This is a genomic window from Suipraeoptans intestinalis (genome assembly GCF_009696485.1).
In the GTDB taxonomy this organism is placed as follows: Bacteria; Bacillota; Clostridia; order Lachnospirales; family Lachnospiraceae; genus Suipraeoptans; species Suipraeoptans intestinalis.
In genome coordinates, this window is sequence record NZ_VULY01000018.1 from 2,013,818 (window position 1) to 2,036,494 (window position 22,677).

24 protein-coding genes and 2 pseudogenes are annotated in these 22,677 nt (G+C 45.3%); 24 read left to right on the forward strand and 2 right to left on the reverse strand.

Annotated elements, in window-relative coordinates:
- Positions 1–44 precede the first annotated feature (44 nt).
- The 3 genes from FYJ34_RS10080 to FYJ34_RS10090 are packed head-to-tail and all read left to right on the forward strand — an operon-like array spanning position 45 to position 1,827.
- Positions 45–779: a replication initiator protein A gene (locus FYJ34_RS10080; protein WP_087325174.1), complete on the forward strand. Its 735-nt coding sequence runs from the start codon at positions 45–47 to the stop codon at positions 777–779.
- Positions 776–1,618 carry an ATP-binding protein gene (locus FYJ34_RS10085; protein ID WP_002596233.1) on the forward strand — a complete coding sequence of 281 codons (843 nt, stop codon included), beginning with the start codon at positions 776–778 and terminating at the stop codon, positions 1,616–1,618. The genes FYJ34_RS10080 and FYJ34_RS10085 overlap by 4 nt, the downstream gene beginning before the upstream one ends.
- A gap of 14 nt (positions 1,619–1,632) precedes the next feature.
- Complete coding sequence (locus FYJ34_RS10090) at positions 1,633–1,827, forward strand: transposon-encoded TnpW family protein (protein WP_002596234.1); 195 nt, start codon at positions 1,633–1,635, stop codon at positions 1,825–1,827.
- A 64-nt stretch (positions 1,828–1,891) separates the two neighbouring features.
- Here FYJ34_RS10090 and FYJ34_RS10095 read toward each other — a convergent pair whose 3' ends face one another.
- Positions 1,892–2,092, reverse strand: a complete 201-nt coding sequence (locus FYJ34_RS10095; protein ID WP_002596235.1) for a hypothetical protein — start codon at positions 2,090–2,092, stop codon at positions 1,892–1,894.
- Between the two features lie 225 nt (positions 2,093–2,317).
- Between FYJ34_RS10095 and FYJ34_RS10100 the strand changes: the two genes are divergently transcribed.
- The 5 genes and pseudogenes from FYJ34_RS10100 (at position 2,318) to FYJ34_RS10115 (ending at position 5,367) form a co-directional block, all read left to right on the forward strand.
- Positions 2,318–3,934 carry a recombinase family protein gene (locus tag FYJ34_RS10100; protein WP_002596236.1) on the forward strand — a complete coding sequence of 539 codons (1,617 nt, stop codon included), beginning with the start codon at positions 2,318–2,320 and terminating at the stop codon, positions 3,932–3,934.
- Positions 3,935–3,955: 21 nt separating this feature from the next.
- Positions 3,956–4,018, forward strand: a pseudogene (locus FYJ34_RS15705) (Maff2 family mobile element protein); the annotation flags it as partial.
- Positions 4,019–4,214: 196 nt separating this feature from the next.
- The gene (locus FYJ34_RS10105; RefSeq protein ID WP_002584334.1) at positions 4,215–4,487 is read left to right on the forward strand and encodes a helix-turn-helix domain-containing protein; all 273 of its coding nucleotides are present in this window, start codon (positions 4,215–4,217) and stop codon (positions 4,485–4,487) included.
- A complete protein-coding gene (locus FYJ34_RS10110) occupies positions 4,447–4,824 on the forward strand; it encodes a TnpV protein (protein WP_002584333.1) in 378 nt (125 codons plus the stop codon). Before FYJ34_RS10105 ends, FYJ34_RS10110 begins: the two co-directional genes overlap by 41 nt.
- A 51-nt stretch (positions 4,825–4,875) precedes the next feature.
- On the forward strand, positions 4,876–5,367 hold the full coding sequence (locus FYJ34_RS10115; RefSeq protein ID WP_002584332.1) for a nucleotidyltransferase domain-containing protein: 492 nt from the start codon (positions 4,876–4,878) through the stop codon (positions 5,365–5,367).
- A 118-nt stretch (positions 5,368–5,485) separates the two neighbouring features.
- Here the strand turns inward: FYJ34_RS10115 and FYJ34_RS10120 are convergent, their stop codons facing one another.
- Positions 5,486–6,292, reverse strand: a complete 807-nt coding sequence (locus FYJ34_RS10120; protein WP_002584331.1) for a helix-turn-helix domain-containing protein — start codon at positions 6,290–6,292, stop codon at positions 5,486–5,488.
- Between the two features lie 483 nt (positions 6,293–6,775).
- On the opposite strand from FYJ34_RS10120, the gene FYJ34_RS10125 reads away from it, so the two are divergent.
- From FYJ34_RS10125 to FYJ34_RS10205, 16 genes and pseudogenes are all read left to right on the forward strand, one after another.
- On the forward strand, positions 6,776–6,964 hold the full coding sequence (locus tag FYJ34_RS10125) for a hypothetical protein (RefSeq protein WP_002584330.1): 189 nt from the start codon (positions 6,776–6,778) through the stop codon (positions 6,962–6,964).
- Positions 6,961–7,302: a DeoR family transcriptional regulator gene (locus FYJ34_RS10130; protein ID WP_002584329.1), complete on the forward strand. Its 342-nt coding sequence runs from the start codon at positions 6,961–6,963 to the stop codon at positions 7,300–7,302. The genes FYJ34_RS10125 and FYJ34_RS10130 overlap by 4 nt, the downstream gene beginning before the upstream one ends.
- Positions 7,295–7,591: a DUF3847 domain-containing protein gene (locus FYJ34_RS10135; RefSeq protein ID WP_002584328.1), complete on the forward strand. Its 297-nt coding sequence runs from the start codon at positions 7,295–7,297 to the stop codon at positions 7,589–7,591. Before FYJ34_RS10130 ends, FYJ34_RS10135 begins: the two co-directional genes overlap by 8 nt.
- 746 nt (positions 7,592–8,337) lie before the next feature.
- A complete protein-coding gene (locus FYJ34_RS10140) occupies positions 8,338–9,798 on the forward strand; it encodes an Lsa family ABC-F type ribosomal protection protein (RefSeq protein WP_002584327.1) in 1,461 nt (486 codons plus the stop codon).
- A 214-nt stretch (positions 9,799–10,012) separates the two neighbouring features.
- Entirely contained in the window at positions 10,013–10,558 is a 546-nt protein-coding gene (locus FYJ34_RS10145) for a P-loop nucleotide/nucleoside kinase family protein (protein WP_002584326.1), read from the forward strand.
- Positions 10,559–10,754: 196 nt separating this feature from the next.
- Positions 10,755–12,335, forward strand: coding sequence for a MobQ family relaxase (mobQ, locus tag FYJ34_RS10150; protein ID WP_002584325.1), 1,581 nt, complete (start codon positions 10,755–10,757; stop codon positions 12,333–12,335).
- Between the two features lie 65 nt (positions 12,336–12,400).
- Positions 12,401–13,045 carry a CHC2 zinc finger domain-containing protein gene (locus tag FYJ34_RS10155; protein WP_002584324.1) on the forward strand — a complete coding sequence of 215 codons (645 nt, stop codon included), beginning with the start codon at positions 12,401–12,403 and terminating at the stop codon, positions 13,043–13,045.
- Positions 13,014–14,351, forward strand: a complete 1,338-nt coding sequence (locus tag FYJ34_RS10160; protein ID WP_002584323.1) for a virulence-associated E family protein — start codon at positions 13,014–13,016, stop codon at positions 14,349–14,351. Before FYJ34_RS10155 ends, FYJ34_RS10160 begins: the two co-directional genes overlap by 32 nt.
- Before the next feature lie 241 nt (positions 14,352–14,592).
- Positions 14,593–14,790 (forward strand): hypothetical protein, encoded by a 198-nt coding sequence (locus tag FYJ34_RS10170; RefSeq protein WP_002592708.1) that lies wholly within the window; start codon positions 14,593–14,595, stop codon positions 14,788–14,790.
- Positions 14,791–16,461 carry a recombinase family protein gene (locus FYJ34_RS10175; RefSeq protein WP_002584321.1) on the forward strand — a complete coding sequence of 557 codons (1,671 nt, stop codon included), beginning with the start codon at positions 14,791–14,793 and terminating at the stop codon, positions 16,459–16,461.
- A 91-nt stretch (positions 16,462–16,552) separates the two neighbouring features.
- Positions 16,553–16,636 (forward strand): annotated as a pseudogene (locus FYJ34_RS10180) (Maff2 family mobile element protein); the annotation flags it as partial.
- Positions 16,637–16,655: 19 nt separating this feature from the next.
- Positions 16,656–17,519, forward strand: coding sequence for a VirB6/TrbL-like conjugal transfer protein, CD1112 family (locus FYJ34_RS10185; protein ID WP_154478309.1), 864 nt, complete (start codon positions 16,656–16,658; stop codon positions 17,517–17,519).
- Between the two features lie 17 nt (positions 17,520–17,536).
- A complete protein-coding gene (locus FYJ34_RS10190; RefSeq protein WP_154478311.1) occupies positions 17,537–17,800 on the forward strand; it encodes a conjugal transfer protein in 264 nt (87 codons plus the stop codon).
- A 3-nt stretch (positions 17,801–17,803) separates the two neighbouring features.
- On the forward strand, positions 17,804–18,193 hold the full coding sequence (locus tag FYJ34_RS10195) for a PrgI family protein (RefSeq protein ID WP_154478313.1): 390 nt from the start codon (positions 17,804–17,806) through the stop codon (positions 18,191–18,193).
- On the forward strand, positions 18,105–20,534 hold the full coding sequence (locus FYJ34_RS10200; protein WP_154478314.1) for a VirB4-like conjugal transfer ATPase, CD1110 family: 2,430 nt from the start codon (positions 18,105–18,107) through the stop codon (positions 20,532–20,534). The genes FYJ34_RS10195 and FYJ34_RS10200 overlap by 89 nt, the downstream gene beginning before the upstream one ends.
- 3 nt (positions 20,535–20,537) lie before the next feature.
- Positions 20,538–22,670 (forward strand): CD1108 family mobile element protein, encoded by a 2,133-nt coding sequence (locus tag FYJ34_RS10205; RefSeq protein ID WP_154478316.1) that lies wholly within the window; start codon positions 20,538–20,540, stop codon positions 22,668–22,670.
- Positions 22,671–22,677 lie beyond the last annotated feature (7 nt).

Below are 22,677 nucleotides of genomic sequence, written 5' to 3' on the forward strand. Positions count from 1 at the left end.
CAAAATCAACCCGAACACAGGGAGGTGATCCTATCGCTGATTATATCAGGGCAGACACGCGGCTGCCCGCCTATCTGCCGTATCCCCGTTTCCTGCTGAAAATGGAGATTTCACAGACCGCCAAGCTGCTGTATTCGCTGCTGTTAGACCGTTCCACCCTCTCCCAGAAAAACAAGTGGCTGGACGACGAGGGCAGGATTTATATTATCTATCCCATCGCGGAGATAGCAGAAATACTGGATAAAGGCAGCACCACCATCAAGGGGGCGCTTAATGAACTGGACACGGCGGGGCTGTTGGAACGGGAACGGGGCGGCTTCTCCGCACCGAACCGGCTTTATGTCAAAGTACCGCCAGTGCCACAGGTACAGTTTTCAGACCAACTGATGGCCGGAAGTCCGCCCCTCATAGAGCCGGAAAACCGTCCTACTGATGGTCAGAAAACCGACCTTATGATGGTCGGAAAACCGTCCCCTAACCAAACTACTATAAACAACCTTACAGAGAGCCAAACAAAGGGAGTGAGTGGGGGGCCGTCCGCGCCCTATGGCCGATATGGAAATATTTTTCTGTCACAGACCGAATACGACGAGTTGCAGGCAGAGTACCCTGACAGGCTGGAACGGTTCATCGAGGAAATGAGCCGCTACCTTGCCGCCAACGGGAAAAGCTACCAGAACTATGCCGCCGCCCTGCGGATATGGGCGGGGAACGACAAAAAGGAAGCCCCTAAAAAGGGCATACCAGACTACTCATGCAAGGAGGGCGAGAGTTTATGAAGAATGAAATCAACGCGGTTTTGGAGAATATGACGACCACCATCCCGGAGCCGGAGGACTACACCGGCGAGGACGGTTTACTGTACTGCGGCAAGTGCCGCAAGCCGAAAGAAGCCTATTTTGCGCCGGATAAGGCCGCTATCTTCGGGCGCGACCGCCACCCGGCAGAGTGCGACTGCCAGAGAACCGCCCGCGAGGAACGGGAAGCCGCCGAAAAGCGGCGCAGACACCTTGACACCGTGGAAGAACTGAAACGCCGGGGCTTTACCGACCCCACCATGCGGGACTGGACTTTCGAGAACGACAACGGCAGGAACCCGCAGACCGGGCTTGCCCGCCGGTATGTGGAGCATTGGGAAGATATGCGGACAGACAATATCGGCTGCCTGTTCTGGGGCGGCGTAGGCACCGGCAAAAGCTACCTTGCAGGCTGTATCGCAAACGCCCTCATGGAGAAAGAAATCCCCGTCCGCATGACGAACTTTGCTCTTATCCTCAATGACCTTGCCGCCAGCTTTGAGGGGCGCAACGAGTACATTTCCCGCCTTTGTCGTTATCCGCTGCTGATCCTTGACGACTTCGGCATGGAACGCGGGACGGAATACGGGCTGGAACAGGTGTTCAATGTGATTGACAGCCGTTACCGCAGCGGCAAGCCGCTGATCGTCACGACCAACCTTACGCTGGACGACCTGCACAACCCGGAGGACACCGCCCATTCCCGGATTTATGACCGCCTGCTTTCCATGTGCGTCCCGGTACGCTTTACCGGCGACAACTTCCGGCAGGAAACCGCCAAGCGGAAAATGGAGAGCATGAAGAAACTGATTACCGACTGAAAGGAGTATTGCCTATGGCAGATAACAAGCAGCACGACACCCGCACCACCCGCCGCCCTGACTGTGTGACGGAAATCCGCATGGGCAATTCCGTCCTTGTCGTGTCCGGCTATTTCAAGAAAGACACCACAACCACAGCCGCCGACAAAATGGCGCGGGTACTGGAAGCGGAAGCCGCTGCTACACAGGAGCCGACTTATCCGGCGTGAACCGGGGCATGGAAAAGCGGCCATGCCAGGGAGCATGACCGCTGGAACGAAAATCGGAAGTGCTTTAGCAATTCTTAATCTCATTCTCTATAAAATAATTTGCAATTTCAAAGGCTTTTATTCTTCTCTTTGCCAATGTGATTTGTGATTTATAACGCTCGGAATTATCCTTTGATTCAAATGTTTTTACTGTTTCTCTTAGCTTGTGCAGAGTTGAATCAATTTGCCTTTTGGCCGCGGTTAATTCATCTATTGTATACTTCATGTTTTCTCCTTTAACTTCTGATTTTTTTGTTAAATCAGAGTATACCACGGAGTTATGAACTTTTCTACTGCAAATATGGGACGACAACCCATACCATAAAAATCGGAAAATTGAAAAGCTGTAAAGAAGCAAATTTAACGCTTTTGCCGCTGTACAGCCCCCGCCGTTCCGTGGTACAATGAAACCACGGAATAGTGGGGCTGGCTGTCGGAAACGGAGGATTTTATGTTAAGACAAGCCACCCAAAACCTCATTACCGCCCTTTATCCGAGATTGTCCCACGAGGATGAATTGCAAGGCGAGAGTAATTCCATATCGAACCAAAAAAGGATACTCGAAACCTACGCAAAACAGAACGGCTTTACCAATCTGCGCTGGTACACCGACGACGGTTTTTCCGGCGCGAACTTCCAGCGGCCCGGATTTCAAGCCATGCTTGCGGACATTGAAGCCGGGAAAGTGGGTACGGTCATCGTCAAGGACATGAGCCGGTTAGGGCGAAACTACTTGCAGGTAGGGTTTTACACGGAAATGCTGTTCCCTCAAAAGGGTGTGCGTTTTATCGCTGTCAACGATAATGTGGACAGTGCCAGCGAGGGCATGGACAACGATTTTACCCCGCTGCGAAATCTGTTCAATGAATGGCTGGTGAGAGATACGAGCAAGAAAATCAAGGCAGTGAAAAAGTCAAAAGGCATGAGCGGCAAGCCTGTTACCAGCAAGCCGGTTTACGGCTATGTGATGGACGAGGACGAGAATTTTATTATAGACGAGGAAGCCGCCCCGGTGGTGCAGCAGATTTACCAGCTTTGCCTTGCCGGGAACGGCCCGACCAAGATTGCCCGTATGCTGACGGAGCAGCAAATCCCCACGCCGGGGACGCTGGAATATCAGCGGACAGGCAGCACCCGCCGTTATCACCCAGGCTATGAGTGCAAATGGGCGACCAACACCGTCGTTCATATCCTCGAAAACCGAGAGTACACCGGATGTCTGGTGAACTTCAAAACGGAAAAGCCTTCTTATAAGGTCAAGCACAGCATAGAGAACCCCGTCGAGAAGCAGGCCATTTTCGAGAACCACCATGAGCCGATCATCGACAAGGAAACATGGGAACGGGTGCAGGAGTTACGCAAACAGCGCAAACGCCCGAACCGCTACGATGAAGTGGGGCTGTTCTCCGGGATTTTGTTCTGCGCCGACTGCGGCCATGTGCTGTATCAGCAGCGGTATCAGAACAAAGACCGCAAACAGGACTGCTACATCTGCGGCAGCTACAAGAAGCGCACCCGCAACTGTACGGCGCACTTTATCCGCACCGATCTGTTGACCGCTGGTGTCCTGGCAAATCTCCGGCAAGTGACCGAATACGCAGCCAAGCATGAGAGCCGGTTTGTGAAACTACTTGTCCAGCAGAACGAGATCGGCGGCAAGCGAAAGACCGCCGCAGCCATCAAGCAGCTTGAACAGGCGCAGGAACGCATTTCTGAAATCAGCCGCATTATCAAGCGGCTGTATGAGGACAATGTAAACGGCAAAATCAGCGATGAGCGTTTCATGGAACTGTCGGCTGACTACGAAGCCGAGCAAGCGGAGCTGAAAAAGAGAGCCGCCGCCCTGCAAGCCGAACTGGACAAGTCACAGGCAGCTACCGTCAACGCCGAGAAATTTATGGGCATTGTCCGCAAGCACCTTGCCTTTGAAGAACTGACCCCCACTCTCTTGCGGGAAATGATCGAGAAAATTGTGGTGCATGAGTGCAGCTATGATGAGAACGGCACCCGCAGGCAGGACATTGAGATTTATTACAGCTTTGTCGGCAAGATTGACTTGCCCGAATAACCGCCCGACCTATCCGACACAATGGCCAAGTGTCGGATAGGAACGGCAAAATTTTTTGCACTTCTATTGCTTCTTTATCACACATAAGCAAAGAGTCAGGGCATAAAGCAGTTCATGGCTAATTAAAGGGAACAAAAAGAAAGGAAAAGCCAATCCAGACGGTATCAGCGGCAGGCTACAAGAATAAATTGTGATTTCACAAGATTGGTGCTATAATAAGAGAAAAGTTCCTGCCGGGGCAGCCGCTCCGGTGGTATGGATAGAAAGGCAGGAAAACAATATGCACATCAGCTATAAACCACTCTGGCACACACTGTTAGAGCGTGATATGAGAAAAGAGGATTTAAGGCTTGCCGCTGGTATGACAACAAATATGATTGCCAACATGAGCAAAGAGGGAAAGCACATCAGCATGGATACATTAGCCCGTATCTGCGAAACGCTGAATTGTGAGATTACCGATGTGATTGAGTTAGTACCAGACGAGCCTGCTTCCACAGGAGGTAAGGAACATGAGCGAATTGAAACCAAGAATAAAAGAAAACGGAATTGATTATATCCTTGTTGGAGATTACTACATCCCGGACTTGAAGTTGCCGGAGGAACACCGCCCCATCGGAAAGTACGGACGGATGCACCGGGAATATTTAAGAGAAGTCTGCCCAGCCAGATTACACACATTGACCCTGACCGGGGAATTGTGGACATATCTTGCAGACCTGAACGAACAGGCACAGAAACGGTTAGACACCATCATGGAGCAGATGAAAGCTGCCGAGGGCGTGACCGAGGAATTGAAGCGTACCCGTCAAATGGAATGGGTGCAGCGTTGCAATAACATTCACAACCGGGCAGAAGAAATTGTTTTACATGAGATGATTTATTCATAACGGTATGGTAGAATGATTATTACAAATTAGAAGTTGTAAAGGAGACTTTGTATGGGTAGAAAAGAAATAACAACAAAAGAAGATTTAATGAAAGTAATAGAATTATTCGAAAATACTGGAATTACATACTGGTTGGATGGCGGATGGGGTGTAGATATTTTAGCTGGTAAACAAACAAGAATTCATAGAGATATAGATATAAATTTTGATGCTCAACATACGGAAAAATTGTTAAATGTGCTTTTGAATCTGGGCTATAAAATTGATACAGACTGGAAACCGGTTAGAATAGAGTTATATAGTGATGAACTTGGTTACTTAGACATTCACCCGTTCGTTTTAAGTGAGGACGGAACTTCAAAACAAGCTGATTTAGAGGGTGGCTGGTATGAGTTTGAAAAAGATTACTTTGGTAGTGCTTTTTTTGAAGGAAAAACAATTCCTTGTATATCCTTAAAAGGCCAAAGAGTTTTCCATTCAGGTTATGAATTAAGAGATAAAGATAAGCATGATATTTCAATTCTTGAAAGTTTATCAAAATAACATTGCTGTAATTTCTAAGATAAATTCCACTTTATCGCTTTGAAATTTTAACTGAATAAGTATAGCACCAACCGCTGCTACATGGAAGCAAACACAACCATGCAACAGCGGTTTTTCTTTACCGTTTTTTCCTTTGACTGATAGGAGTTCCTGTTTTCTTTGATTTTTGTAGAATCCGAATGAGCCAGCGAAATTCTTCGTCTGACAGATTTTTATAGTTGATGCCGAGCTGCTTGCAGTAAAGGACAACCAGCTTTTCATCCCGACTGCCCTTGAAATTTTCAACCGCTTCCAAATTTTCTTTCAATTCATCGGCAACGGTGGTCTGGGGCGCACTCTCGCTGTCCTTTTTGTGGGCTTCCCGAATATCCCGGATAATGAGATTGAGGTCATCAAGAACCATGTGGCTGAAATATTCATCATCGCTGATATGGGCGGCTTGCAGCACTTTCAAATGCGGGTCGTCTTCGCCGGGGCGATACCGTTCAATGATTTCATGCCGGACAGTATCGACAAGGGCGTTGAGGTTTTGAATCTGCATGGTGGCAATCCCATCTACATAAATCTCAATGTCCGCAAGAAACTTGATAAAGTCCTTATGAGTGGCAAGCTCACAGAGCAGACGGTTGTTAATCCGACCGCCTTTCAGAAGTGCCACCATCTCATCATTCAAATGCAGCTCTGTTAGTGGCGTGTTGATCTGCTCCCGGTTCTCTGTCCGGCACAGCAGATAATCAACGGAAACCCCATAGAAGTCTGCCAGCGTGATAAGGTTGCCATGATTGATTTCCTTATAATCCTCTTTTTCATAACTGCCAAGAGCTGATTTGGAAATGCCCGTCAGCTCTGATAATTCTTCCAGATTTAAGCCTTTGTCCTTGCGGAGTTCCCAAAGGCGTTCCTGTATGCTTGTCGCTCCTTTCATGGGCGCACGCTCCTTTCCGGCGGTTTCATTACTGCCGCTTAACTGGATTATATCATACTTTCCGCAATCGTGGAAATTTCTGATTTTTACCCTTAATTCCTACTTTGTGGACATACGGCACAGGGCACAAAAATGTTCTATGATACAGGTAGTTCATCGATGGATTATTCCAATCGAATGACCAGCCTGTGTGGGATATGCTTCCCCGGCGATGTAGCGCCATGACTTTTGGCAGGGATATGGAGGAACCCTGACCGAAACGAGCGTACCAAAGGGAGCAATACGCCGCTGTGAGATTCAGGGGAGGAACGACACCGGGGAGAACTGGCGAACTGATACCGAAATGATACCGAAACACGACAATCTGATAGGGGGATAGTCTACCCTATTGCTGATACTTCTGGAGATTTTAGACGGCTCTATGACCGTAATTTTGCCGAAAATCGCCCCGAAACTATACACTAAAACGGGAGGAAACGCAATATGCCGAGAATGAGCAAAAAGAGGAAGCATGAGCTTTCTTTTTACCTCAATGACCGGGGGCGTGTCACTTACAACGAATTATGCCGGAAATGCAAGCATGGGTGCAAGCAGAGCTTCCGGGCGGTTGTGGTTGACTGCCCCCGTTATTTATCCAAAAGAGCAAAGAAAAAGGAGGAACACACCGAATGAATTTTGAATTTATGACGATAGGCACACCGTTGCCGCCCTGTATGCCCTTTCCCAGAGCGTTGACAGGATTTCCAGTCAGCAGCACCGCAAAGGTCATGTACTGCCGGATGTTGGACGCTATGCTATCCAACGGACAGGAGGACGAGAACGGAATCCTGTTTATCTGCTTCCCTGTCACAGCCATTGCCGCAGTCCTGTCCCGCAGCCCCATGACGGTCAAGCGTTCTCTGAATGAACTGGAAACCGCCGGACTGATCATGCGAGTGCGTCAGGGCGTTGGAGAACCAAACAGGATTTATGTGCTGATACCGGGAAAGGAGGACGCTGCCCTTGCCTGATACCTCAAAGCTGGAAAAGCTCAACCGAGAGTTGGAAAAGAGTGAAAAGAAACTGCGGAAAGCCATCAATGATGAAAAGGCATTGCAGCACCAGCTAAAGCAGCTTACCCGAAAAGAACGGACACACCGGCTCTGTACTCGTGGCGGTATGCTGGAAAGTTTTCTGCAAGAGCCGGAACGCCTGACAGATGATGATGTCATGCTGTTGTTGACACTCATTTTTCACAGGCAGGACACGCAGGAACTATTGAAGAAACTGCTGGAACGTGAGAAGCCGGAAACCCCTTAGTTTACTAAGGGCGCAATTATACACCACCCAAAGGTTGGAGCATTGCGTTCTCCGAAGGCTCCTTGCCGGAGGGCTGTGATTTTTCGCAGTCATGGTCTGCTCCAAATCATACAGGGGACGCTACGCTTCCCCTGCGCTGGCTACCGCCAGCTACCCTTTTGTGGACTTGTCATCTGGGGACACCTTGCGTTGCAAGCTGTTCCCAGCCGACAAGTTTCATAAAATATGCTATCTTTTCGATAGGCAATAAAGTATAATAAAGTCAGCAATAAATCGGAATTTTACGGTCAGTAAGGAATGCGTAAAGTTATATGATTGTATTATAAGCGATTTGTTAAATTTTTATAACCACTTGTATTTGCCTGCGATTTATGGTATAATATTTTGAAATTTAGAAAGAGGTGGGAAGATGATTAACTTTTCTTGCAAATAAAATCAAAATATGCGGTAGTGCTATACTTTGGCATTATTGTGTCTATTGCAAGAAAGTTATATGTCTATCTTACTCAATATAGTGCTGTTGCCACTTTTGCTTAGTGGTGTTATTTTATGCTATGACGAGCTGCAAGGATAAACTTTCTTGTGGCTCTTATTTTGTTTTGGAGGTGCTTTATGAATAGTGCAGAACAGATAGTTACACATGATTCACTCCGTATAGTGTCGGTTCCTTTTGGTGAAATCTATACGTAGTAAACATTCACCGAACCGACTTTGTATCGTATGACATGCAAAGGAGGATAATATTTATGTCAATGATTAAAATTGAAAACCTTACGTTTTCATATCCGACAAGTTATGATAATGTTTTTGAAAATGTCAGTTTCCAGGTTGATACCGATTGGAAGCTTGGTTTTGTGGGCAGAAACGGACGAGGTAAAACAACCTTTCTGAATCTTCTGCTTGGGAAATATGAGTATAGTGGAAAAATCCTATCATCCGTACAGTTTGATTATTTTCCTTATCCCGTTTCAGATAAGAATCGTATTACAGAGGATATATTGCAGGAGATTTGCCCACTTGCGGAAGAATGGGAACTTATGCGAGAACTTTCTTATCTTGATGTTGATGTCGATGTGCTTTGGCGACCTTTTGAAACACTTTCCAACGGAGAGCAGACAAAGGTTTTGATTGCCGCTCTTTTTCTTAATGAAGGGCATTTCCTACTGATTGATGAACCTACCAACCATTTGGATGCCAAAGCGAGAAAAAGTGTGGCGGCATATCTGAAAAAGAAAAAGGGATTCATCTTAGTTTCTCACGATCGTCGCTTTCTTGACGATTGTGTTGACTATATTCTATCGATTAACCGAGCGAATATCGAAGTGCAAAGAGGAAACTTTTCATCATGGATGTCAAATTTTGAGCGACAGCAAGAATTTGAACTGGCTCAGAACGAACGTTTGCAAAAGGACATCAGACGATTACAGCAGTCGGCAAAACGCGCTGCAGTATGGTCTGAACGTGTAGAAGCTTCCAAAATTGGGGCAGCAGATAAAGGTTATGTCGGTCATAAAGCCGCCAAAATGATGAAGCGTTCAAAATCTATAGAAGCGAGACAACAACAGACAATCGAACAAAAATCAGCATTGCTGAAAAATATGGAAACCGCAGAAGCCCTCAAGATACAACCGCTTAATTACCATACAGATTTGCTTGCATCATTATCGAATGTAGTAGTTTATTATGATGGCATTTCAGTTTGTGAACCCGTTTCGTTTGAAATAAGACAGGGAGAACGCATTGTGCTTGATGGAAAGAACGGCAGTGGCAAAAGTAGCCTGTTAAAGTTGGTAGTCGGGCAGTCCATAGATTATACGGGTACAGTAACACTTGGCTCTGGGCTTGTAATTTCTTATGTGCCACAGGATACATCGTATTTATGTGGAACCCTTTCCGAGTTTGCAGAAGAAAACAACCTTGATGAAAGTTTGTTCAAGGCAATTCTTAGGAAAATGGACTTTGAGCGTGTACAGTTTGAAAAGGATATTAAAGACTTTTCTGGCGGGCAAAAGAAGAAAGTCCTAATTGCGAAAAGCCTTTGTGAAAAGGCACACTTGTATGTATGGGATGAACCGCTCAACTTTATTGATGTGTACTCACGTATGCAGATTGAACAACTCATAACGGAGTTTGCCCCGACCATGCTCCTGGTAGAACATGACAGTGTTTTTCGAGATACTGTGGCAAGTAAAATTGTGAATATCTAAATTGGTTCTTCCGCAATTTTACGTTTTTCGCTTTAATAAAAATGGAGAATGCTGATTTACACTGGCATTCCAGTATTGAAAAATTACAAAATACGGATAATTGCGTAAGAACCTCTAAATTAAAATAATTGTATGGGTTAATTCCAGCTTTACAGAGACTCAAATTCCAGTTTGTAGAATTAAGAAAATCGTAATTTGTGGAGGTAAAATATAGATGAATCAAGGTAGAATTATTGTAATCACAGGTGCGCCGGGGACAGGAAAAACTACAACGGCATCTGCTGTTGCAAAAGAATCAGATTTGGAAAAGTCTGTGCATATGCACACAGATGACTTTTATCATTATTTGAGTAAAGGGGCAATACCACCGCATTTGCCAGAATCAAATGAGCAAAATTTGATTGTCATTGAAGCGTTTTTAGAAGCTGCGAAGCGATATGCTCGTGGTGGATATGATGTAATTGTTGACGGTATTATCGGACCGTGGTTTTTAAAGCCGTGGCAAAGTCTTGTTCGGGAACATTATGAGGTGCATTATATTATTTTAAGGGCAAGTAAGGAAGAAACCTTGAAGCGAGCTGTTGAACGCTCAAAGTTAGACCGAAAGACAAATATCGAATTGGTAGAAACCATGTGGGAGCAATTTTGCAATCTGGGAATATATGAATCGAATGTTATAGATACGACCACTTATTCCATTCAAGAAACTGTTTCCGCAGTACAAGAAAAAATCGCAAGTAGGGCAGCGTTGTTGTCTTAGATTGTTTTGGTGCAATTCCAGTTTGTTAGCTTTACATCGGGTCAACTTGTCCCGAACTTTTACAACTAAATACCCGCCGCTCACACAGTGGCACACCGAGCAGGAAATCTGAAAAAGGTCTCCTGCTTTTTTTCTGCCCAAAATGAGGTGGTAAAACGCCACCCCATCCACCAATTAGCGAAAGGAGGGACACGAAATGCCTTGTCCACACAACGAAATCACGATTGTTCAGCGCAGCCAGCGGCAGTCTGCGGTTGCCGCCGCTGCTTACCAAAGCGGCGAAAAGCTGTTCTGTGAATACGACCAGCAAGTAAAGCACTACCCGGAAAAGCGTGGTATCGTCCACAATGAAATCCTGCTCCCGGCAAATGCTCCACAGGAATATGCAGACCGCAATACTTTATGGAATGCCGCCGAAGCGGTGGAAAAGCAATGGAACTCCCAGCTTGCAAGGCGGTGGGTGCTTACCATTCCCAGAGAGATACCGCCCGACCAGTACGCTGTCCTTGTACGGGAGTTTTGTGAACAGCAGTTTGTTTCCAAAGGCATGATTGCTGATTTTGCCATCCATGACCCCCATCCGCCGGGACACAATCCCCACGCCCATGTCCTGCTGACCATGCGGGCAATGGATGAACATGGAAAATGGCTTCCCAAGAGCCGCAAGGTTTATGACCTTGACGAGAATGGGGAACGGATAAAGCTGCCGTCCGGCAGGTGGAAAAGCCACAAGGAGGATACGGTGGACTGGAACGACCAGAAGTATTGTGAAATCTGGCGGCATGAATGGGAGGTTATCCAGAACCGCTATCTGGACGCCAATGACCGCCCGGAGCGTGTGGACTTGCGTTCCTATGCCAGACAGGGGCTTGATATAGTCCCCACTGTCCATGAGGGGACTGCTGTCCGGCAGATGGAAAAGCGAGGTATCCAGACGAATATCGGCAACCTGAACCGGGAAATCAGAGCCGCCAACCGCCTGATGAAGTCCATCCGGCAGCTTATCCAAAACCTCAAAGGCTGGATTACCGAGCTGGGAGAAAAACGGAAGGAGCTGCTTGCACAAAAGGCGGCGGAGGAAGCGACACTTCTTCCCAATCTGCTGATGAAGTATATGGAGATACGAAAGGAAGAACGGAAGGACTGGACAAGGGCTGGACAGAACCGGGGAACTTCACAGGACTTAAAGGCAGTCAGCGAAGCCCTGTCCTATCTCCGGCAAAAGGGGCTTTCCACTGTGGAGGACTTAGAAGCGTTTCTGGAATCTTCCGGGAAATCAGCCGCAGATTACCGCAATCAGATGAAGCCAAAGGAAGCCCGGAGCAAAGTGATTGACGGGATTCTTGCCAGCCGGACAGACTGCAAGGAATGTAAGGCTGTCTATGAGAAGTACCAGAAGATATTTTTTAAGAAAATAAAGGGGAAATTCAAACAGGAACACCCGGAGGTTGCCCGGTATGAGAAAGCCGCTGACTACCTTGCCAAGCACCCGGACGATAAGGATAAAACGAAAAATGAGTTGCAACAGGAGCAGGAAACGCTTCTCAGCGAAATCGCAGAGCTGAAAGTACCACTGACCGAGGTACAGGAGGATTTGAAGAAGCTGCGGGACATCCGCTACTGGGTACGGAAAGCCACACCCGGCACAGAGGAAAGCAAAGAGCCGCCCAAGAAGCAGCCCATCAAAGAAGTCTTGCAGGATAAGACTGACGAGAAAAAAGCACAAAGAACCGCCCCGGCACAGGAGAAACACAGACAACAGGATATGGAACTTTAACAGGCACTTGCCATTTTCAATTAGAGAATGTCAGGTGCTTTTCTTATTTTCAAGGAGGGATAGATTTGAATGTATTCGAAGCTGTGAAGCAGTCCGTCACAACAAGACAGGCTGCGGAGTATTATGGAATCCATGTAGGTCGGAACGGGATGGCTTGCTGCCCGTTCCATAACGATAAAACCCCAAGCATGAAGCTGGATCGGCGTTACCATTGCTTCGGCTGCGGTGCGGATGGGGATGTGATTGATTTTGCCGCCGCCCTGTATGGGCTGGGAAAGAAAGAAGCCGCCGTACAGCTGGCACAGGACTTCGGGCTTTCCTATGAGGACTGGAAACCGCCGGGAAAGGTAAAAAAGCCCAAGACCCGGCAGAAATCCCCGGAGGAACAGTTTCAGGAAGCAAAGAATCGCTGCTTCCGTATTCTTGCCGATTATCTCCATCTGCTGATGGCATGGAGAACGGACTACGCCCCGCACTCCCCGGAGGAAGCCTTTCATCCCCGGTTTGTGGAAGCCTTACAGAAGCAAGCCCAAGTGGAATATCTGCTGGATGTGCTGCTGTTCGGGGAAACAGAGGAAAAAGCGGATTTGATTACGGACTACGGAAAGGATGTGATACAGCTTGAACAGCGAATGGCAGAACTTGCAGCCGCAGACGCAGCAAGAACTAAAAAACACTATGAACGCCATGCAGCCGCCCCAGAGCGTTGAGGAAATCAAGGCGGGGCTGGAAACCACCGAGAAAGGCGGTGTCCGTCAGAGCATACGGAACTGCCTGACCGTATTCCAACGTGACCCTCTGCTTTCAGGGGCTATCGCATACAACATCCTGACTGACCGCAAGGACATCATAAAGCCCATCGGTTTTCACAGAGAAAGCACCGCCCTGAACGATACGGACATGAAGTATCTGCTTCTTTATCTGGAAGAAACCTACGGGCTTACCAATGAGAAAAAGATTGATAACGCCATCGGGATTGTGGCGAATGAAAACAAGTACCATCCCATCCGGGACTATCTCAATACCCTTGTGTGGGACGGGACAGAGCGAATCCGCTTCTGCCTGCGGCACTTTCTGGGGGCTGACGCAGACGATTACACCTATGAAGCGTTGAAGCTGTTCCTGCTGGGTGCAATCTCACGAGCCTTTCAGCCGGGGTGCAAGTTTGAAATCATGCTCTGTCTGGTAGGCGGTCAGGGGGCTGGAAAGTCCACCTTCTTCCGGCTGCTGGCAGTCCGGGACGAGTGGTTCTCCGATGATTTGCGGAAGCTGGACGATGACAATGTGTACCGCAAGCTGCAAGGTCACTGGATTATTGAAATGTCGGAAATGATGGCAACCGCCAACGCCAAGAGCATTGAGGAAATCAAGTCATTTTTAAGCCGGCAGAAAGAGGTCTACAAGATACCTTATGAAACCCACCCGGCAGACCGCCCCCGTCAGTGCGTGTTTGGCGGCACTTCCAATGCCCTTGACTTCCTGCCCCTTGACCGTTCCGGCAACCGCCGCTTTATCCCGGTCATGGTGTACCCGGAGCAGGCGGAAGTTCACATTTTGGAGGATGAAGCCGCTTCCAGAGCCTATATCGGGCAGATGTGGGCGGAAGCGATGGAGATTTATAAAAGCGGCAGGTTCAAGCTGGCTTTCAGCCCCGCCATGCAGCGGTATCTCAAAGAACACCAGCGGGATTTTATGCCGGAGGACACCAAAGCCGGGATGATACAGGCGTATCTTGATAAATACACCGGGAGCATGGTCTGCTCCAAGCAGCTCTATAAGGAAGCCTTGAACCATGCTTTTGACGAGCCGAAGCAATGGGAAATCCGGGAAATCAACGAGATTATGAACCAGTGCATTTCCAGCTGGCGGTACTTCCCAAACCCAAGAATGTTTTCCGAATATGGCAGACAAAAGGGCTGGGAGCGTGAAAACCCGGCAACGGACTCCGGCAACCCGTCTGAAAAAACGATGGACGGTTTTGTGGAGGTCACAGAACAGATGGAGCTTCCATTCTGAAAAGGACAGCCCGTTGCACCCCCTGTTGTTATCCCGTTGCCGAGCCGGTTGCCGGGAAAAACCCCTTATTTCCGGGCTTTTCTCCCTTATAACAACCAAAACAACAAAAAAATAAAAGAAAAGTATAAATAGTAACCATCGCCAGATTGAGATTGTTTGCAAGGTCTTTTGAAGTCCGTTGCCGGACTTCGTTGCCGACACCCTCTGTCTGGCTATTTTCATGTATGGAGGATAACTGCCTATGGCAAAAAACAAAACAGAGATTCATGTGACCACTGTATTTGACGGGGAGCTTGACGCCACTGATGTGTTCGTCAGCCTGATTTCCCAGAAATACGGAAAGACAAATGCAAAAGAATATCTTGCTAAAAAGAAAGATATAGGCTATAATGAAGATGAGGTTCAAAAGAGCCAGATACCGTCTGGATTGTGTGGGTAAATGGCTATGATGAACGAAATGGAATACAGAACAATCGGTTCGGCACTTGCCGGGGGTTATCGTGCGGCGGTCTATTGCAGGCTGTCAAAGGACGATGACCTGCAAGGCGAAAGTGCCAGTATCGCAAACCAGCGTGATATGCTGGAAAAATACTGCGAAAAGCAGGGATGGGAGGTTGTGGCAGTCTATCAGGACGATGGCTTCACAGGTCTTAACATGGAGCGTCCTGACCTACAGAGAATGTTGAGAGCCATTGAGCGCAGGCAGATCAACCTTGTCATCACGAAAGACCTCAGCCGACTGGGGCGTAATTATCTGCAAACCGGGCATTTGATTGAGGACTTTTTCCCAAGAAACGGTGTCCGCTATATCGCCATGAATGACGGCATCGACACCCTGCGGGATAACAACGACATTGCCCCGTTCAAGAATATCCTGAACGAGATGTACAGCAAGGATATTTCCAAGAAAGTCCATTCCTCTTATCTTCTGAAAGCGCAGAAAGGACAGTTTACCGGGTGTCTTGCCCCGTTTGGGTATCGGAAAGACCCGGAGGACAAAAACCATCTGCTCATTGACGAGGAAACCGCCCCGATTGTGCGGCTGATTTTCGGATATGCCCTGAACGGTCATGGTCCGAACTATATCCGCAGACGGCTGGAGAAAGAAAAAATCCCCTGCCCTACATGGTGGAACCGGGAACGGGGGCTTCGCAATACCCGCACCAAATGGGAAAAGAAAGACCCAGAAAACGGGCGGTATATGTGGGACTTCTCCGTTATCAAAGACCTTTTGATGAATCCCGTCTACACCGGGGCGATTGCTTCCCAGAAAAAGGACTACCGCTTCAAAATCGGCACGATTGGGGAAAAGAAGCCGGAGGACTGGATTGTGGTGGAGGGACAGCATGAACCGCTGATTGACAGCATGAGCTTTGACATTGTGCAGAACAAGCTGAAATCCCGCCAGCGTCCGGGGCAGACCAATGAAATCAGCCTGTTTGCCGGACTGTTAAAATGCGGCGAGTGTGGGAAGTCGCTGACGGTACGCTACACAAACGCTAAACATCCCCAGCGGATTTACTCCTGCAAGACCTACAATGCCTTTGGAAAGAACCACTGCACCCAGCACCGGATTGATTATGACACCCTTTACAGCCATGTGCTGCGGAAAATCCGGGAATGTGCCAGAGCTGCCCTGATGGACGGGGAAGCGGTTGCCGACCGCCTGACCAATACCTGTGAAGCCGAGCAGCGGGAACAGCGGGAAGCAATGGAACGCTCCCTTACAAGGGACGAGGAACGGATTGAGGTTCTGGACAAAATGGTCATGCGGCTTTATGAGGATATGATTGCAGGGCGTATCAGTGAGCAGAATTTCAACACCATGCTGGAAAAGACACAGACCGAGCAGACGGAGCTTAAAACAAAAGTGTCCGAGGGCAGAAAGCGGCTGTCCGATGAAGTCCAGCTTGCCAATGATGCAAAACAATGGGTGGAAGCCATTCAGGAATACGCCAACATCACAGAGCTGGACGCAGCCACCCTCAACCGCTTAATCAAAGAAATCGTTGTGCATGAGCGCATTGACGAAGATAAAACAAGACACATTTCTATCGAAATTCATTTTAATCTCAAACCCATCCCGGAGGTGGAACAGGTCACTGCCTGACCTGTCCCGCCGGGACGGTTCTCTTAACAACACCATATAGATTTTTTGTACGCCGCCGCCCGCCATCGAGCAGAGTTTTTACACCTAATTGGGGATGAAACAGTTGATGGCGGGAGGAGGTATTGTTCTTATCGGACTTAAGCTGATTCCGCTTCTTGCAAATGTACTCAAGTAAGAAGAAAAGGAGAGCTTAGATGTTTGGAATATTCGACAAGATAGAAGAATTCTTTAAGGAACTTCTACTGGGCGGTATCCAAGCAAACTTAGAGTCCATGTTTCTTGACATCAACGACAAGGTTGGTGCAGTTGCAACAGATGTAGGGAAAACGCCTATGGGGTGGAACGGAGATGTATTTGCCTTTATCAAGAGCATTAACGATTCCGTCATTATTCCCATAGCGGGACTAATTATCACAGCAGTCCTTTGTATCGAGCTTATCAACATGGTAATGCAAAAGAACAATATGCACGATACGGATACCTTTGAATTTTTCAAGTATATCATCAAGATGTGGATTGCTGTATGGTTAGTATCCCATGCCTTTGAGTTTAGTATGGCAGTCTTTGATGTGGCACAGCATATGGTAAATAAGGCGGCAGGGGTGATAAACACCTCTGCCACCGTTTCCGGAGATCAGATAGTGGCGATGATGGATACCCTAAAAGAAAAGGGACTTGGAGAGCTTGTCATGATTCTCTTTGAAACCTCCATCATCAAGGTTGCCATACAGGCAATTTCCATAATAATTATGCTTGTGGTTTACGGAAGAATGTTTGAGATTTATGTTTATTCATCGGTTTCAGCCATTCCTTTTGCCACAATGGGAAACAAAGAATGGGGACAAATTGGCACAAATTACATCAAGGGACTATTTGCACTTGGACTACAAGGACTCTTTTTAATGGTTTGTCTTGGAATTTACGCAGTATTGGTTAAGACGATTGAAATAACAGATATACACACAAGTACCATGACGGTACTTAGCTATGCGGTTTTGCTGGGGTTAATGATGCTAAAGAGCGGAACACTGGCCAAAAGCGTATTAAATGCACACTAAAAGAAAGGAAAGATAGTATGAACAAAAGAAAAACAGTATTTACAGCAGTAGTGATCGGAGCAGGAGTTATGGCGGTAATTGATAGAATCAGACTTCATAACAAGGTAGAAGAATTGGAAGAAAGAACAGAGGAAATCGGTCGCTGCCACAATGATTTTTGTTTAATGCAGCAAAGATATAACAAGAATACAGATGAACAGCTTGCAATTATTCAGGATGAAATCGGCTCTGTATATGAACACTTTGAGGAGCTGTCAAAGGACAAAGAAGATGGGAGGTAAGCTATGGCGTATGTACCAATTCCCAAAGATCTCAAGAAGGTCAAGACAAAGGTAGCATTTAACTTAACGAAAAGGCAGCTTATCGGATTTACCATTGCAGGACTTGTTGGAATACCTATCTATTTATTTATGAGAAAGGTAGTACCAAACGATATAGCTGTCATATTTCTGATTGTGTCCACACTTCCAATCTTTTTCATCACACTTTTTGAAAAGGATGGACTTACCTTTGAGAAATATTTTAAGCATATCTACCTTCATAAGTTTTATCAGCCAAAAAAGAGAGTGAGAAAGGAGGTTTACCTTGAACAAGAAAAGAAAAATTCAGCAAATAAAGTTAGAAGAAAACAAAAAAGCATTAAAAAGGGAGAGAAAGGACTTAAAGCAAAGTAAGGGAAAGGCAAAAAAAGAAAAGAGCGGACTATTTGACCTTATATTTAGGAAAGAGCAAAAACGCTATACGGTAGAAGATACCATTCCCTATCTTAGACTCTTAAAAAGCGGGATATGCCAGCTTGACGAAAAACATTTCAGCAAGAGCATAGCCTTTCAGGACATTAACTATCAGCTTGCCTTAGATGAAGATAGGGACTTGATTTTTAATCAGTTTGCAAACTTTCTAAATTCCTTTGATCCAAGTGTCAGTATTGAGTTTTCCTACATCAATCAGCTTGGACGAAACGAAGAAATGAAATCGGCAATTCAGATACCGGATAAAGGGGATGGTTTTGATGATATACGCCTTGAATTTAGAGAGATGCTAAAAAGCCAGATTGTAAAGGGAAATAACGGACTGAAAAAATCAAAGTATGTAACCTTTACAGTAGAAGCTGATAATTTAGAACAGGCTACATCAAAACTTGAAAGACTGGAGATAGATATATTATCAAACCTTAAAAGTATGGGGGTTCGTGCTGAAAGTCTTACAGGAGAAGAAAGGCTAAAGATACTTCACGATATATTAAACCCGAATAAGACCTTTGATTTTTCCTACAAAGACCTGAAGAAAAAGGAAAGTACCAAAACATATATTGTGCCGGATGAATTTAACTTTATACCAAGCAGGTATTTTAAGTTTGGGAAGTTTATCGGAGCAACGAGTCATTTTCAAATCCTTGCAAGTGAGCTGTCAGACCGTATGCTATCGGAGTTTTTGGATATTGATGATAACATCAATCTCTCTTTTCATATTAAGGCAATCGACCAGTCGGAAGCCATTAAGATGGTAAAACGAAAAAATACCGATATTGACAAGATGAGGATTGAAGAAAATAAAAAAGCTGTAAGGTCAGGCTATGACATGGATATTCTTCCAAGTGATTTAATCACCTATGGAGAAGATGTAAAAAGCCTATTAAAAGATTTACAGACAAGAGATGAGCGTATGTTTGTTGTAAGTATTGTCTTTATGAACTTTGCAAGGACGGTGCAAAAGCTCGATAACACCATTTCTCAGATAAGCTCCATTGCCAATAAGCATAACTGTAAGTTGAAAAGACTTGACCATACGCAGGAACAAGGCTTAGTGAGTGTGTTGCCTCTTGGGATAAATAAGATTGAAATAGATAGAGGACTGACAAGTTCATCAACAGCAGTCTTTATGCCATTTACCACAGAGGAGCTTTTTATCAATTCAAGTAACAGCCTGTACTATGGACTAAACGCTTTGAGTCATAACCTGATTATGGCGGACAGGAAGAAACTCAAAAATCCAAACGGTTTAATTTTAGGAACTCCCGGAAGTGGTAAGTCATTTTCTGCAAAGCGTGAAATGGCAAATGCTATCTTGGTAACTGACGATGATGTTATTATCTGCGATCCGGAGGGAGAGTATGGAAACCTTGTAAGACAGTTTAAGGGAGAAGTGATAAAGGTCAGCAGTAAGTCAAAAGACTACTTAAATCCCCTTGATATAAACATGAACTATGGCGATGGAGATGCACCTCTTAAAGACAAGGCAAATTTCATTATGTCCATGCTTGAACTTGTAGTTGGAGGAAGCGGACTTACAGCAGAAGAAAAGTCGGTTATAGATAGATGCCTTCCTAAAATTTATGAAAAGTATTTTGAAAATCCGACTCCTGACAATATGCCGATTCTTCAAGACCTATACGATATGTTAAAAGGGCAGGAAGAAAAGGTTGGTAAGAAGCTGGCAACGGAGATGGAAATATATGTATCAGGTTCTCTTAATGTCTTTAATCACAGGTCAAATGTGGACTTAAATAAGAAGCTGCTGTGCTTTGATATTAAAGAGCTTGGAAGCCAGCTTAAAAAAATCGGTATGCTTGTCATTCAGGATCAGGTGTGGAATAAGGTATCGCAAAACAGAGGAAACAAGGCTACAAGGTACTATATAGATGAGTTTCACTTGCTGTTAAAAGATGAGCAGACAGCTTCATACTCGGTTGAGATATGGAAGCGTTTCAGAAAATGGGGAGGTATCCCAACAGGTATTACGCAAAATGTCAAAGACCTGCTTATGAGTAAGGAAATTGAAAATATCTTTGATAATACGGACTTTGTCTTAATGCTAAATCAGGCATCGGGAGATAGGGAAATACTTGCAAGGAAACTTAAAATCTCACTTCCGCAGCTTAGATATGTAACCAACTCTAATGAGGGTGAGGGACTACTTTTCTTTGGAAATACCATTGTGCCTTTCCTTGATAAGTTTCCGAAAGATACTATTCTTTATCAGAAGATGACTACCAAGCCTGAAGAAGTGAGGTAGCTTATGGATAGGAAGCTGAAAAAAGATTTTAGGGAAAGGCATAAGGCAAGTCTTGAAAGAGAAATGTTAAAAGATGAAACAAGCTCTATACCTGAAGAAAGTAAGCTAAAGCACAGCGATGATTACAGAGGGAAAATCGTCCATGATAAAGAAAGATTTCAGGATAAGGTATATGAAAAGATAAGTAAGGTAAGCTCTTATAATGAGCAAGTACAGGGGACTTCCAAAAGAAATGCAAGGTATAAAGCTACTGATAAAGGCAGTGTAAATTCTTTAAATGAAACAGGAGCGTCTGACTATGATACTGAAGTTAAGAACGGGAAAATCTATGATCCTTTAGGACAAGACCTTGATAATGATGGAATCATAGACAGGTATGACAATGACTTTAGGGACAGCGACTACTTTGAGTCGACCTATGATGTATATGACAATCTTCATAAAAAAGATGAGTTTATTGGAAGTTCCTCTAAAAATCATAAGGCTCAAAAGAGTAAGTATAAGAGGAAAAACTATTCCGAAAGCCTCTATACAAGGAAAAAAGATGATGTGCCAAAGGAAAATAAATCTGAGGGCAACAAGGCAGGGAAGGATGCTGTAAGTGAAAAAGAAAATATTAGCCTATCGAAAGATCAAAAGAAAAAGCTGAAGAAAGATATGGTAAAAGTATCTGCCCTGTCAGGACTTGCTAAAGGAAGTGAAACCGTAAGAGATTATTTATCTCATGGAAGCGATGAAAATAAAGGCGTAGAAGCAGGAGAAAAGACGGCGGATGCAAGTTCCAAGCTCATTCATGGTATTAAGAGATACTCAGATAAGAAAAGAGCTAAAAAAGGATATGACCTTACAAATAAGGACTATAAAATCAGAAGGCGTAAATCAAAGTTAGAGTTTCGTGATGCCAAAGAGGAACTGAAAAAGACAGATGAGTATAAAAGAGCAAGTGTCTATAAAAGATTTCAAAAGAAAAATCAGGTAAAGGCAGCGATTTCTCGTGAGAATAAGTCAAGACTTAGAGATCGAATCAAAGAAGGTCTAATTGGAACGCTTAAAGGCTCAAAGGATATGATTATCCGAAAAGCAAAAGGACTTATGCTTATCTTCATAGGTATCATTATCTTGGGAACTTTTGTGATTAACTTTGCAGGAACAGGCATGACAGGCTTTATGAACTCAACAAGCTCTGTCCTTACAACAAGCTATTTATCAAAGCCAAATGTCCTAAGTGAAATCAATCAGAAGTTTTCTACTATGGAGAGTGAGCTTCAAAGTGAAGTTGATCATGTAGAAGAAAATTATCCCGGATATGATGAATACATCTTAAATAACACAGAGTACATCGGTCATAATGTCCATGAGCTTTTATCCTACATTACATCAAGATGCGGAGAGGTAAAGAATGTATCGGAAGTAGAATCCATATTAAAAGAATTGTTTGAGTCCATGTATGACCTTGAATACAGGGAAGAAATTGAAATCAGATACAGGACAGTTACAGAAACCTATACCGATGAAGATGGCAATGAATATACCGAAAGCCACGAGGAACCCTATGAGTACAAAAAACTCATTGTAACGCTTCATAAAAAAGAGATGGATAGCATTATCCGAAGGGTCTTTAAAGACTATCCCGATAACTTAAAGCACTATGAAGCCTTATTCCTTGCACAAGGAAATATGGGAGAAGCCTTTGGTAATTCTGACCTTATTAGTGCAAATGGTGGTGTAGGTGGTGGAAAAGAGTATGAGGCATCTACGGAAGTACAAAAGAAGATTGTTAATGCTGCATACATCACACCATCTCCGGGTGCAGGCTGGTGTGCTATGTGGGTATCTCAGGTCTACCAAAATGCGGGACTTGGGTATATCGGAGGAAACGCTAATGATATGTATCGAAACTATACCTTTACATCAGATAGGTCAAAGCTCAAGGTAGGAATGCTTGTAGCAGTAGAAAGCAGCAGTAGCGGAAGCACAGCAGGACTTACTTATGGTCATGTAGGCATTTATATAGGAGAAGGGAAAGTAATTGATAACATCGGTCATATAAGAGTAACGACCTTAGATGATTGGATTGCGACTTTTTGTAAACACCATCCGGTAGGCTTCGGTTTTCCACCAAATGTAAACAGATAAGGAGGGA

Bases quoted from the DNA above. Each gene is read 5' to 3' on its own strand.
- FYJ34_RS10085 (WP_002596233.1), top strand. From the start codon at position 776: ATGAAGAATGAAATCAACGCGGTTTTGGAGAATATGACGACCACCATC.
- FYJ34_RS10090 (WP_002596234.1), top strand. From the start codon at position 1,633: ATGGCAGATAACAAGCAGCACGACACCCGCACCACCCGCCGCCCTGAC.
- FYJ34_RS10095 (WP_002596235.1), bottom strand. From the start codon at position 2,092: ATGAAGTATACAATAGATGAATTAACCGCGGCCAAAAGGCAAATTGAT.
- FYJ34_RS10100 (WP_002596236.1), top strand. From the start codon at position 2,318: ATGTTAAGACAAGCCACCCAAAACCTCATTACCGCCCTTTATCCGAGA.
- FYJ34_RS10105 (WP_002584334.1), top strand. From the start codon at position 4,215: ATGCACATCAGCTATAAACCACTCTGGCACACACTGTTAGAGCGTGAT.
- FYJ34_RS10110 (WP_002584333.1), top strand. From the start codon at position 4,447: ATGAGCGAATTGAAACCAAGAATAAAAGAAAACGGAATTGATTATATC.
- FYJ34_RS10115 (WP_002584332.1), top strand. From the start codon at position 4,876: ATGGGTAGAAAAGAAATAACAACAAAAGAAGATTTAATGAAAGTAATA.
- FYJ34_RS10120 (WP_002584331.1), bottom strand. From the start codon at position 6,292: ATGAAAGGAGCGACAAGCATACAGGAACGCCTTTGGGAACTCCGCAAG.
- FYJ34_RS10125 (WP_002584330.1), top strand. From the start codon at position 6,776: ATGCCGAGAATGAGCAAAAAGAGGAAGCATGAGCTTTCTTTTTACCTC.
- FYJ34_RS10130 (WP_002584329.1), top strand. From the start codon at position 6,961: ATGAATTTTGAATTTATGACGATAGGCACACCGTTGCCGCCCTGTATG.
- FYJ34_RS10140 (WP_002584327.1), top strand. From the start codon at position 8,338: ATGTCAATGATTAAAATTGAAAACCTTACGTTTTCATATCCGACAAGT.
- FYJ34_RS10145 (WP_002584326.1), top strand. From the start codon at position 10,013: ATGAATCAAGGTAGAATTATTGTAATCACAGGTGCGCCGGGGACAGGA.
- mobQ (WP_002584325.1), top strand. From the start codon at position 10,755: ATGCCTTGTCCACACAACGAAATCACGATTGTTCAGCGCAGCCAGCGG.
- FYJ34_RS10160 (WP_002584323.1), top strand. From the start codon at position 13,014: ATGAACGCCATGCAGCCGCCCCAGAGCGTTGAGGAAATCAAGGCGGGG.
- FYJ34_RS10170 (WP_002592708.1), top strand. From the start codon at position 14,593: ATGGCAAAAAACAAAACAGAGATTCATGTGACCACTGTATTTGACGGG.
- FYJ34_RS10175 (WP_002584321.1), top strand. From the start codon at position 14,791: ATGGCTATGATGAACGAAATGGAATACAGAACAATCGGTTCGGCACTT.
- FYJ34_RS10185 (WP_154478309.1), top strand. From the start codon at position 16,656: ATGTTTGGAATATTCGACAAGATAGAAGAATTCTTTAAGGAACTTCTA.
- FYJ34_RS10190 (WP_154478311.1), top strand. From the start codon at position 17,537: ATGAACAAAAGAAAAACAGTATTTACAGCAGTAGTGATCGGAGCAGGA.
- FYJ34_RS10195 (WP_154478313.1), top strand. From the start codon at position 17,804: ATGGCGTATGTACCAATTCCCAAAGATCTCAAGAAGGTCAAGACAAAG.
- FYJ34_RS10205 (WP_154478316.1), top strand. From the start codon at position 20,538: ATGGATAGGAAGCTGAAAAAAGATTTTAGGGAAAGGCATAAGGCAAGT.